Origin of the sequence: Bifidobacterium callitrichos, from assembly GCF_008698085.1 — a bacterium.
GTDB lineage: Bacteria > Actinomycetota > Actinomycetes > Actinomycetales > Bifidobacteriaceae > Bifidobacterium > Bifidobacterium callitrichos.
The window spans coordinates 19194-31730 of sequence record NZ_RZJP01000001.1 but is presented as its reverse complement, the minus strand read 5'-3'; the positions used below and the strand labels follow the sequence as shown (position 1 = coordinate 31730).

The following is a 12537-nucleotide window of genomic DNA, read 5'->3' as shown; positions in this document are numbered from 1 at the left end:
TACCACATCCATCGACTAGGGCGTGTCGTCACGTCTCGCGTACGGAGCTGCGCCGCTTCGCACGGATCGCCGCGGCTCACTGCACCGCGCGCAGCAGTCCTCCGATCCCCTCCTTCTCGAGGATCTCGCGGTATGGCCCGGCCTGTTCGGCGATGAGCTGGTCGATGGCGCGCATGCCGAGCAGCTCGACCGGCGCATGGTCGTCGGTAAGGATCAGCGATTCGTCGTCCGTGCCGCTCTGCGGATCCCTGACCGGCGTCATTCTGCCGCCCACCTCGTCCATGTATGCGGCGAGCTCGCCGTCGCCGGTCCGCTCCCGGGTGACGGCGAGCAGCGAATCGGCCGTCGTGTCGCGTCTCATGGTGGAGGTGAACGGTTCGGAGACGGTGGCGATGCGTCCGGTGGTGCGCCACGCGTCGTCGCACCCGTCGTAGCGGGCCGTCTCGTCGGTGGTGGGCGCCTTGGCGAACAGCTCGCGGTTGGTGGTGCCGGGCACGTCGGCGGTGTATGTGGTGCCGATGCGGCACGCCCCGTTGAACACGTTGGCGATGGTGGTCTGCAGCGCCTCGTTGATGGATCCTTCGCCGTCGGAGATCATGTTCATGTTGACGACCATGACTCCCCCGGGATTCAGGTGCCGGCGCACCATCGAGAAGAACTCGTCGGAGCTCATCTGGAACGGGATGGTGATGTCCTGATACGCGTCGACCATGATCACGTCGTAGGTGTCGTGGGATGCGGCCAGCCATGCGCGCCCGTCGTAGGTGGAGACCGGCACGTCGTCCGGCTCGTCGAAGTACCTCACCGCCAGATCGGTGATCTTCTGGTCGATCTCGACGCCGGTGACGCTCATCTTCGGATAGTAGCGCTTGAGCTGCCTCGCGTAGGTGCCGGTGCCCATGCCGAGGATCAGGGCGCTCCTCGCATGATCGGCGAGCGCCGGGGCCGCGAGCGCGGTGTCGTAGTACATGCCGGTCAGCCCCTGGTCCTTCATCGTGACGGACTGGACGCCGAAGAGCACGTTGGTCGACAGGATCGTACGGTCGGAGAGGTTCTTGACCTGCAGGTAGTTGTAGATGGACTCGCCCTCATAGGCGAGGGTGGTGTGGTTCTCCCAGAAGGCGAATCCGGTCATCGGCGAGAGCACGGAGCTGATGGCGAAGACCACGGCCGAGACGGCGCAGGCGACGACCTTCGCCTTCATCGAGATGAAGTAGATGAGCGGGATCGCCAGCAGCGCGCCGGAGAAGAGCAGGAACGTGACGAACGTGCCGGCTGCGGGGATCGTGACGAACGTGGGCAGGAACGTGCCGAGGATCGAGCCGATCGTGTTGCATGCGGACAGGCGTCCGACGACGGAGGCGTTGTCGTCGAGCGAGTCGGTGGCGAACTTGTTGAGGCCGGCGGTGACGGTGCCGAGCAGGAAGAGCGGCGGCACGAAGACGATCATGCAGGAGACGAACGCGGCGATGACGAGGAAGTTCGTCGAGACGGTGACGATGAGCAGGCCGGAGATCAGGAGGATCACGAACTTGCCGACGAGCGGGATCAGCGAGATCCATACGGCGGCCGCCATGATCCTCAGGTAGAGCTTGTCCGGGTCGGGGTCGCGGTCGGCCCATCTGCCGCCGAACACGGCGCCCAGGGCGAGGGCGATCATGATCGTGCCGATGATGATGGTCCATACGATCTGCGAACTGGAGAAGTAGGGGGCCAGGAGTCTGGAGGCGCCGAGCTCGGCGGCCATCACCGCCATGCCGGAGAAGAACTCGGTGACGTACAGGAAGGTCTTGGACTTGAGGATCGGCCGGTCGCTCGCCGCTGTTTTCACTGCCATGGCAGTCAACGGTATTACAGTGCTGGTACACGGCCGATTGGCACACGGCGTAGACTTGTCGCTCATGGATGACACGACCTTGGACGACGCGGCCGACACGGACACCACGAACGACTCGGACGAGAGGACGGACACCACGCGTATGGAGTCGCTTCCCCCGTGCGTGGTGTTCGCCGCCGGCGAATATTATGCGGTCGACGCCAATCGTGCGAATGCGGTCGAGGTGCCCCACGGGGCGTTCGTCGTCGCAGCGGACGGCGGACTGGACCACGCCCGCGCGCTCGGCGTCGCGCCGGATGTGGTAGTGGGCGATTTCGATTCGCTTCAAGGCGATCGGCCGGCCTGCGGCGAGCACACGATCGCGCTGCCGCCGCAGAAGGACGATCCGGATCTACTCAGCGCCCTGAAGATCGGCTGGACGCACGGATGCCGTACGTTCCATATCTACGGCGCACTGGGCGGGCGCATCGACCATACGCTGTCGGCGATCAGGCTGACGGCGCTTGTCGCGCGCCACGGCGGCATCGCCTTCCTGCACGGCGATGAGACGATCGTCACGGCGATCCGCGACGGGCGCCTCGACTGGCCGGCGTTCGACGCGACGCCGGGACGCATGGTGTCGGTGTTCTCGCACACGGACGTCTCGCGCGGCGTGGACGAGCCGGGCCTGAAGTACCGGCTGATGGACGGCGTGCTCGATGGGGATTCGGTGCTGGGACTGAGCAACGAGTTCCTGCCCTTCACGCCGGCGGCGGTCTCGGTGCGCGAGGGCACGCTGATCGTCACCTATCCGGCCGAGGCGCCGAGCCCGAGGGTGACGCTGCGTCACGCGCCCTCGGGCGATCTGGGCGCTCTGGACACCTCGGTCTCCTCCCTGCTGGCCGGCTAGCTGACCGGATAGGGTTCCGCGTGGCGGAATGCGGTTCTTCAACGTCCAGAATGTGAACGCTCACAAAAAATCCCGTATTTTCGCTGGAAACACCCGGTGAAACGTTGCCTGAAGTACAGGTGAGGCATTACAGTAAGGAATCGTTGGTAAACAATGGTTCCGTGTGCGTCCACGCGCCCGGGGCCTTCCCCAAGGGAGAATTACATGACAGTTAAGATTGGTATCAACGGCTTCGGTCGCATTGGTCGTCTCGCCTTCCGTCGCATCTTCGAGCTCCAGGCTCGCGGCGGCCAGGCTGGTGACATCGAAGTTGCCGCCATCAACGATCTGACCACCCCGGCCACCCTGGCCTACCTGCTGAAGTACGATTCCACCCATGGCACCTTCCGTCATGACGACGGCACCCCGGTCGACGTCAAGTCCACCGAGGACTCCATCGTCGTGGACGGCAAGGAGTACAAGGTCTACGCCGAGAAGGACGCCAACAACATTCCGTGGGTCAAGAATGACGGCGTCGAGTTCGTGCTCGAGTGCACCGGCTTCTACACCTCCGCCGAGAAGTCCCAGGCCCACCTGAACGCCGGCGCCAAGAAGGTCCTGATCTCCGCCCCGGCCAAGGACGATGTCACCCCGACCGTCGTGTTCGGCGTGAACCACGACATCCTCAAGGCCTCCGACAACATCGTGTCCGCCGGCTCCTGCACCACCAACTCCATGGCCGCCATGGTCAAGCTGCTGGACGAGAAGTTCGGCATCCGCGCCGGCTTCATGACCACCATCCACGCCTACACCGGCACCCAGATGCTGCTGGACGGCCCGCGTGGCACCAAGTCCGGCCGCAACCTGCGCGCCGCGGGCATCAACACGATCGCCCACTCCACCGGCGCCGCCAAGGCCATCGGCAAGGTCGTTCCGTCCGTCAACGGCAAGCTGCAGGGCCACGCCCAGCGCGTGCAGGTCCCGGACGGCTCCGTCACCGAGCTGACCACGGTCCTGAAGAAGGAAGTCACCGCCGACGAGATCAACGCCGCGTTCAAGGAAGCCTTCTCCGACACCGATTACTACGGCTACAACGACGAGGGCATCGTATCCTCCGACATCCTGGGCGACACCCACGGTGGCGTCTTCGATCCGACCCAGACCGACGTGAACAACATCGACGGCCTGACCCTCGCCCGCACGGTCTCCTTCTACGACAACGAGTACGGCTTCACCTCCAACATGATCCGTACCCTGCTGTACTTCGCCGAGATCTCCGAGTGAGTCGTCGCAGCATACGCTGCCATGACGTGACCGACTGATCGGTCGAAACCCCCGCCCCGTGCGGGGGTTTTCTCGTATACGGACGACTATACGGACGAACGGGCGCTGTCTGTCATTTGCGAAGGGTATTACTTGAGGGCATGACCAAGAAAAAGAAGCATGAGAAGGGCGCCGGATCCACTCCCGCGACCATCGAACTGGAACGCGCGGGCGTGGAGTTCACCCCGTACGAATACGAGCATTCCAATGATCACATGGACGACGGCTACGGCGTGGAGGCGGCCACGAAGCTCGGATTCGACGAGCATCAGGTCTTCAAGACCCTGATGGCGGACACCGGCGACGAACGCGTGGTCGGCGTCGTACCGGTATCCGGACATATGGATCTGAAGGCCCTGGCCGCGGCGGTCGGCGCGAAGAAGGCGGCGATGGCCGACCCGAAGGTCGCGATGCGCGAATCCGGCTACGTGGTCGGCGGCATCTCCCCGCTCGGACAGCGCACGCGGCACAGGACCGTCCTCGACGAAAGCGCTCTGAAGTACGACGTGATCCTCGTCTCCGGAGGCAAGCGCGGATTCTCCGTCGGCGTCAACCCGAACGATCTGATCAAGGTCCTCGACGCCGTCGCCGCCCCCATCGGCACCTGGTGATCCGCATTTCACACGCCCGCACCCGTCTCTCCCCCAGTCAGCTTCGCTGACAGCCCCCTCGTCAGAGGGGGCCTACGAAGGAAGTCGCCGGCGCAGCTCGGCGGGTAGCACGAAGTGCATGTCCTCACGCGTGGTCTCCACCGAGGTCGTCTCGGTGTAGCCCTTCGACTTGAGCGCCGTGATGACTCCGGCGACGTACTCCTCCGGCACCGATGCACCCGAGGATATGCCGACCGCCTCAACCCCTTCGAACCATGCGTCGTCAAGGTCTCCGGCGTCGTCGACGCGATGCGCGCGCCCCCGCTCCCCGAGTCCCTCCTGCGCGACCTCGACGAGACGCACCGAGTTCGAGGAGTTCGCCGATCCTACGATCACCACGCAGTCGGATTGCTCGGCGACGACCTTGACCGCCGCCTGACGGTTGGAGGTCGCATAGCAGATGTCCGAATTGGGCGGCATCTCGATCCACGGGAAGCGTGCCTTGAGCGCCGCGATCGTGTCGGCGGTCTCGTCGACGCTCAGCGTGGTCTGCGTGAGCAGCACGAGTTTCGTGTCCGGCGTGAAGTCGAGCGAGGCGACGTCGCCCTCGTGCTCGATCAGATGCACATGCTCGGGGCTCTCCCCCACCACGCCGACCGCCTCGTCGTGGCCTTTGTGTCCGATGTAGACGATCTCGTAGCCGCCGCGGGCGAACCGCGTCACCTCGCGATGGACCTTACCGACCAGCGGGCAGGTGGCGTCCACGACGTTGAGCCCGCGCGCCTTGGCCTCCGCCTTGACCTCGGGGGACACGCCGTGGGCGGAGAACACGACCGGCACGCCGGCTTCGGCCGCCGCATCCGGGATCTCGTCCAGCTCCTCGACGAACACCGCGCCCATCGAGGACAGGTCCTCGACCACATGCTTGTTGTGCACGATCTGACGACGCACGTACACGGGAGGCAGACCGCCACGGGCACCGGCATCGCCGGAGCCGCCCGCATCGACGCTCGACGGACGCGCCTTGAGGATCGTGCGCACGGTGAGGATCGCACGGTCCACGCCGGCGCAGAATCCCCTCGGATCGGCCAGTACGATGCGTTTGCCCATAATCGTGTTCCTCCTCGTGTCGTCAGTTGATCACGTCCGCTGATCATCCGCTGACAAGCCTAGCAACCGCCGAAGGGCACCCGGGTCGAAACGCGTGGCGAAACCGTGTGAGAAACATCTCCGCGGCCGGTCGTCCGTTCGAACAGCACGGCACGCATTAGGATGGTGAACGGTAACATCACCTCTCTCACTATGGAGTGAATCATGAGCACGACACCGCGCACCGGCAACCAGTATTCCATCCATCACGGCGACTATTCCGCCGTGATCTGCGAGCTCGGCTCGAAGCTGCGCCGCTTCGACTGGCAGGGCGAGGAGATCTTCTGCCCGTTCGGTCCGGACGATCTGACCCCCACCTGCAACGGCTACATCCTCGCCCCGTGGCCGAACCGCATCAAGGACGGCGAATACGACTTCAACGGCAAGCACTACTGCGCGCCGGTCAACGAATGCCACCCCGCTCCGCGCCACAACGCAAACCACGGCTACGCCTACCACTACATGTGGAAGCTCGAATCGCTCACCGACAACGCCGTCACCCAGTCGCTTCGCTTCCCGAACCTCGACGGCTACCCGTTCGACGTGACCGTCACGGCCACGTACGAGCTGGGCGAGCACGGCATGACCGTGACCGTCTCCGCGTTCAACGGCGGCGACGAGCCGGCCCCGTGGGCCCTGGGACTGCACCCGTGGCTGGCGAACGGCAAGCAGGGTGCGACCAGCGAGGAGCGCGACGCCGATTCCGCCGCCTGCCGACTGAAGATCGACGCCAACCAGCACGTGGTCGTCGACGACGGACTGATCCCGACGGGCGTCGAGCCGGTCGCAGGCGTCACCGATCTGCGTGAGGGACCGACGCTGGAGGGGCGTTCCTTCGACGATGCGTGGCTCGACGTCAACCGTGCCGCCGACGGCACCACGACCACCGTGTTCACCCGCCCCGACGGCATCGAGGTCAGGCTCATCGGCGACGAGACCATCAACGCATGGCAGTGCTACACCGCCACCGGCGCTCCGTTCGTCGAGCACCCGTACGGCGTGGCCGTCGAGCCGATGACCGCACCGGCCAACGCGTTCCGCTCCGGCGAGCACCTGACCGTGATCGAACCGGGCGAGACCGTCACCACCGTGGTGCGCTACGAGGTCAGCCGTCACTGAGGTATCATTGTGAGCGGTAACAATCCGTCTCACCATTCACGAAGGAGTGCTCATACCATGGTTCTCAAGCCACGTACCGGCAACCAGTATTCGATTCGCAAGGGCGAGTGGAGCGCCGTCGTCACCGAGCTCGGCGCCAGCCTGCGCGAGCTCAAGTGGCAGGGTGAGGACATCATTGTCCCGTTTGATCCGAACAAGGTCATCCCCTGCTGCAACGGCTGGGTGCTCGCCCCCTACCCGAACCGCGTGACCGACGGCCAGTACACGTTCGACGGCGAGGACTACCAGATGCCGATCGACGAGTTCGACCGCTCCGCCTCGCTGCACGGCTACGCCTACCGCTACATGTGGGAGCTCGAGGACCTCGGCGAGTCGCACGTCACGCTTTTCTGGCGCTCCCCCGATCTGGCCGGCTACCCGTTCGACATCACCGTCACCGCCACCTACACGCTGGAGGAGGATGGCCTGCACGAGACGTTCACCGTGCACAACAACGACTCCGTGAAGGCACCGTGGGCGTTCGGCATCCACCCGTGGCTGGCGAACGGCAAGCGCTCCGTCGGCGCGGACATCACCCCGGATAACGAGCCGTGCCGTCTGACGATCCCGTGCGACACGCACGTCACCGTCGACGAGCACCTGCTGCCCACCGGCGAGGAGCCGGTGTCCGGCATCTACGACCTGCGCGACAACCCGACGCTCGAGGGCCGTGGCTTCGACGATGCGTGGACCGACATCGTGGACCGTGCGGCCGACGGCAGCACGTCGGCGGTGTTCACCCGCCCCGACGGCATCAGGGTCACGCTGACCGGTGACAAGACCATCAACTCGTGGCAGGTGTGCACCGGCAACGAGATCGGCGCCAAGGTCCGCCAGCCCGGCGTCGCCGTCGAACCGATGACCGCCTACGCCGATGCGTTCCGCACCGGCAAGGATCTGGTCGTCCTCGAGCCCGGCGACGACTACACGACGCAGGTCACGTTCCGCGCCGATCGCGTCTGACGGGTCCGACGGATCTCGACGGGTCCGACGCGCGGGAACACGCGATCGCACATGCGGTCCCGCCTGACGGTTGGTCGGTGCTCCACACCAGGGGTACCGACCAACCGTTTTTCCGTTATGCCGAGACGAATGACCCCAATGAATCGGGACAAAGGGCGATACTCATGGGAGGGTCTCCTACGAGGAGCTGGGAAGCGAGCCGAACGACGGCTCTCCATCGCGGCCACTGCGCGGCCACTGCCACTCAACGTCGTTTTCTCGGATTATCGCGTTGAACGGCACACATCGCTGCCGTTCAACGCCGATTACGCGATTTTTCGCGTTGAGTGGCAGAGCTGACTGCCGTCGCGGCCGCACGTGTTCGACCACACTTGATCAACCGAATCGCAAACCCTTGGAAAATAGCCATTTTGACAGCATGTCAATCGCATACGTTCCAAGCGGAGCGGCACTCGGCTCGAACGCTCGTGCCATTCAACGCGATTTTTGTCGATTTGCACGTTGAACGGCACGCAATCCTGCCATTCAACGAACATACAACGATTGACGTTCGTTGAATGGCAATTGGCACACGAGAACACGACAATACCGACCGGTCCAAAGCACCACAACGGTTCCCCCATGGGGGCCACGGCCCCGGATTCCGCATCAGATTGCACCATCGGGCATAGGCAAAAGGAAAACCCGCCGAACCGTAACGGTTCAGGCGGGTTTTCACATGTCTTGCGACAGGATCGATCAGGTGTTCGGGCGCTTGCCGTGGTTGGCGGCCTTCTTACGACGATCCCTGCGCTTACGTCCGCGCATGCCCATGATTGGACTCCTTTTTACTAGAAAAATAAGCCTTCGGAATTATGCCACAACAGGACGACGTTCTCAACCGCGCGTCTCACTGGACGTTGCCGGCGGGACATGCGACGTTCACCCGGGGCATCCCGGCGGCATCCGACGGCACGTCCCGGACGACCATCCGCCCCGCCGCTCACCGCTCGCCGCAGCAGTGGTCGAGGCACTCCTTGATGCGGGTCTTGAGGCACTCAGGCGCCTCGTCGGGGCGCAGATAGGCGCGCAGCGCCGTCAAATCGACGGCAGACAGTTGGGACCGAACATGGCCTTGAGTTCAGCGATCAACCCCGTCCCCTTTCTGACGCGGAATCGGTCGCCGAAGGTAAGAACCTCTGCATTGCCTGCGGTGTCGATAAGCGCAAGCTTTACCTCGCTGAGTCCAGGGTGATTGACGATCACTTGTCTGAGTCTGGTCATATTGGCTCGGGTCGCCGATGAACTAGGCAGGAGGATGACGAGCGGTTTCCCACCCCGATCCTCCGTATAAGGTATATGCATCCCCGTCACTCTGATCGTGGTGGTTTCATCACGTCGATCCACACGTCCCTGAATCTGTACGATCTGATCGACGGCAAGCTGCGCAGCACATGTCTCGTACATCTTGCCGAAGAACAGGCATTGGATGGAGCTTTCCAGGTCCTCGATGGTGACGATCGCCCACGCGTTGCCCCGTTTGGACACCCGTCGGTCCACGTTGATGACGAGTCCGGCGATGGTGACCTTTCTTCCCTCGGGAACAGGGTCGGCGTTATCGACGAGCCGAGCGATGGATATATCCCTGAGAGAGTCAATCAATGCTTGCATGCCGTTCAGCGGATGGTCGGAGACGTAGAGGCCGAGCATCTCGCGTTCGAAGTTGAGCTTGGTCTTCTTGTCCCATTCCTCCACATCAGGCACGGGAACGCCTGCATCCCGCAATTCCACGTCTTCATCGGCCTCGTCGGCGAACAGGTCGAACTGTCCTTCCATCTGTTTGAGCTTTATGGGAAGGATCGAATCGATGGCGGCCTCGTGGATCTCGTAGAGCGCGCGTCGGTTGGGGTCGATGGAGTCGAACGCGCCGGCCTTGATCAGGGATTCGACCAGACGCTTGTTCAACGCGGTCAACGGCACGCGACGGATGAAGTCCATGAAGTTCACATACCGGCCATGACCGCCGGAACGCTCCGCGATGATATCCGCCACCGGCTTCTCACCCACGTTGCGGATCGCACCCAAGCCGAAACGCACCACGTCACCCACGGCCGAATACGCGAACTGCGACTCGTTGACATCCGGCGACAGCACCTGGATACCCATACGCCGCGCCTCACCCAAATAGAGCGCGGTCTTGTCCTTGTTGCCCTTCGCACCCTGCAGCAGGGCCGCCATGAACTCCACCGGATAATGCGTCTTCAGATACGCGGTCCAATACGAGATCAGCCCGTACGCGGCCGAATGCGCCTTGTTGAACGCATACCCGGAGAACGGGACCAGCACGTCCCACACGGCCTGCGACGCCTCCTCCGAATAGCCGTGCTCCTTCATGCCCGCGAAGAACGGGATCTTCTCCTTGGCCAGCACCTCCGGCTTCTTCTTGCCCATCGCACGCCGCAGCACATCGGCCTTGCCCAGCGAATAGCCCGCCAGGATACGCGCCGCCGACTGCACCTGCTCCTGGTAGATGATCAGACCATACGTCTCGTCCAGCACCTGACGAAGCGGCTCATCCAGCTCCGGGTGGATCGGCGTGATCCTCTGCAGCCCGTTCTTGCGCTTGGCGTAGTTGATATGCGACTCCATCGACATCGGACCCGGACGATACAGCGCGATCAATGCGGAGATGTCGTTGAAGTTATCCGGCTTCAGCATCTTGAGCAGACTGCGCATGCCATCGGAATCCAACTGGAACACGCCCAGCGTGTCACCACGCGACAGCAGCTCGTACGTCGCCCTGTCATCCAGCGGGATCCTCGTGTAGTCGATCGCCGGCTTGCCGTTCGCCTCGATGTTCCGAAGCGTGTCCTGGATGATCGTCAGGTTGGACAACCCCAGGAAGTCCATCTTCACCAGCCCCAGCGTCTCGCACGTGTGATACTCGAACGTGGTCGTCACCGTACCATCCGTACGCTCCAACAACGGGGACGTATCCGTGATCGGCTCACTACCCATGATCGTCGCACACGCATGCACACCCGTCTGACGAATCAGACCCTCGATCGTCTTCGCCTTGTCGACGACCATGTGCACGTCATGATCCGACTCGTAGAGCTCACGGAACTCGCGCGCCTCCGCATACCGCTTCGACGTCGGATCGAAGATCTCCTTGAGACTCGCGTCCTTGCCGTTCTTCGACGGGGGCAGCGCCTCGGTGACCTTCGTGCCCATCGCGAACTCGTAGCCCATGATGCGCGCCGAATCCTTCAACGCCTGCTTCGTCTTGATCACGCCGTAGATCACGCACTGCGCGACCTTGTCACGCCCGTACTTCTCGCCGCAGTAGTCGATCACATGCAGACGACCCTCCGGGTCGAAATCCACATCGATATCCGGCAGGCTCACGCGCTCCGGGTTCAGGAACCTCTCGAAGATCAGACCATGCTTCAACGGATCCAGCTCCGTGATGCCCATCGCGTACGCGACCATCGAACCCGCCGCCGAACCACGACCCGGACCCACCATGATCCCGTGATCCTTCGCCCACTGGATGTAATCCGCCACCACCAGGAAGTAGCCGCAGAACTGCATCTGACAGATCACACCACACTCGTAATCCGCCTGCCTGGACACATGCTCCGGCACGTTGCCGTCATACCGGCGCTCCAGACCCTCCTCGACCTTCCTGAGGAACAGGCTCGCCTCATCCCACCCCTCCGGGCAGTCGAACTGCGGCATGAACGCGCCGTCCTCGTGATCGTCGAAGATCACGTTGCAGCGTTCCGCCACCTCCAACGTGTTGTCACACGCCTCGGGAAACTCCCTGAACAGCTCACGCATCTCCTCGGCCGGCTTGATGTAATAGCCCGTACCATCGAACTTGAACCGGTTCGGATCATCCAGATGCGAGCCCGAGTTGATGCACAACATCGCATCCTGCGCCTCGGCGTCCTCCGCATGCACGTAATGCGAATCGTTCGTGGCCAGCAACGGCGCGTTCAGACGCTTCGCGATATCCAGCAAACCGGACGTGACCTGCCTCTCGATCCTCAGACCGTGATCCATCAGCTCGATATAGAAATTGTCCCGGCCGAAGATGTCCTGAAACTCGCCCGCCGCACGCAGCGCCTCATCGAACTGCCCCAGACGCAGACGAGTCTGAATGATGCCCGACGGGCAGCCCGACGACGCGATCACGCCCTTCGAGTACGTCGCGAGCACCTCCTTGTCCATACGCGGATAGCGCTGCACACGGCCCTCGAGGTTCGCCACCGACGACGCCTTGATGAGGTTCACGAGGCCCTCGTCGTTCTCCGCCCACATCGTCATGTGCGTGATCAGACCACCACCGGAGACGTCGTCGCTGCGCTGCTCCTCGGTGCCCCAGTGCACGCGGGACTTGTCCTGACGCGCGGTCTCCGGCGTCACGTACGCCTCGATGCCGATGATCGGCTTGACACCGTTAGCCACGCAGTTCGTATACATCTCGTACGCGCCATGCATGTTGCCGTGATCCGTGATGGCGACCGCCGGCATGCCCAGTTCCGCCGTGTACTTCGCCAGATCCGGGATCTTGGACGCCCCGTCGAGCAGCGAGTAATGCGTGTGATTATGCAGATGCACGAAATTGCCGCTTCTGTTCATATACGGGACGATATGATGCGGTT

Annotated in this window: 8 protein-coding genes and 1 pseudogene; 5 read left to right on the top strand and 4 right to left on the bottom strand. The window is 63.2% G+C overall.

The window, feature by feature from the left end; translation table 11 throughout:
* Positions 1–76: 76 nt before the first annotated feature.
* On the bottom strand, positions 77–1837 hold the full coding sequence (locus EMB92_RS00120; RefSeq protein WP_223847482.1) for a spermidine synthase: 1761 nt from the start codon (positions 1835–1837) through the stop codon (positions 77–79).
* A gap of 142 nt (positions 1838–1979) precedes the next feature.
* On the opposite strand from EMB92_RS00120, the gene EMB92_RS00115 reads away from it, so the two are divergent.
* The 3 genes from EMB92_RS00115 to ybaK all read left to right on the top strand — a co-directional run bounded on the left by EMB92_RS00115 (position 1980) and on the right by ybaK (position 4639).
* Complete coding sequence (locus tag EMB92_RS00115) at positions 1980–2726, top strand: thiamine diphosphokinase (RefSeq protein ID WP_150393879.1); 747 nt, start codon at positions 1980–1982, stop codon at positions 2724–2726.
* Between the two features lie 204 nt (positions 2727–2930).
* Positions 2931–3989: a type I glyceraldehyde-3-phosphate dehydrogenase gene (gene gap, locus EMB92_RS00110; protein WP_150393376.1), complete on the top strand. Its 1059-nt coding sequence runs from the start codon at positions 2931–2933 to the stop codon at positions 3987–3989.
* 140 nt (positions 3990–4129) lie between these two features.
* Positions 4130–4639, top strand: a complete 510-nt coding sequence (gene ybaK, locus EMB92_RS00105; RefSeq protein WP_150393375.1) for a Cys-tRNA(Pro) deacylase — start codon at positions 4130–4132, stop codon at positions 4637–4639.
* Between the two features lie 72 nt (positions 4640–4711).
* Here the strand turns inward: ybaK and EMB92_RS00100 are convergent.
* Positions 4712–5746 (bottom strand): annotated as a pseudogene (locus tag EMB92_RS00100) (4-hydroxy-3-methylbut-2-enyl diphosphate reductase); the annotation flags it as partial.
* Between the two features lie 183 nt (positions 5747–5929).
* Between EMB92_RS00100 and EMB92_RS00095 the strand changes: the two are divergent.
* Positions 5930–6886 (top strand): aldose 1-epimerase family protein, encoded by a 957-nt coding sequence (locus EMB92_RS00095; protein WP_190973548.1) that lies wholly within the window; start codon positions 5930–5932, stop codon positions 6884–6886.
* A 57-nt stretch (positions 6887–6943) separates the two neighbouring features.
* Positions 6944–7888: an aldose 1-epimerase family protein gene (locus EMB92_RS00090; RefSeq protein ID WP_150393372.1), complete on the top strand. Its 945-nt coding sequence runs from the start codon at positions 6944–6946 to the stop codon at positions 7886–7888.
* Between the two features lie 738 nt (positions 7889–8626).
* Here the strand turns inward: EMB92_RS00090 and EMB92_RS11865 are convergent.
* Positions 8627–8701, bottom strand: coding sequence for a 50S ribosomal protein bL37 (locus EMB92_RS11865; protein WP_099327425.1), 75 nt, complete (start codon positions 8699–8701; stop codon positions 8627–8629).
* A gap of 264 nt (positions 8702–8965) precedes the next feature.
* Positions 8966–12514 (bottom strand): DNA polymerase III subunit alpha, encoded by a 3549-nt coding sequence (gene dnaE / locus EMB92_RS00085; RefSeq protein WP_150393371.1) that lies wholly within the window; start codon positions 12512–12514, stop codon positions 8966–8968.
* Positions 12515–12537 lie beyond the last annotated feature (23 nt).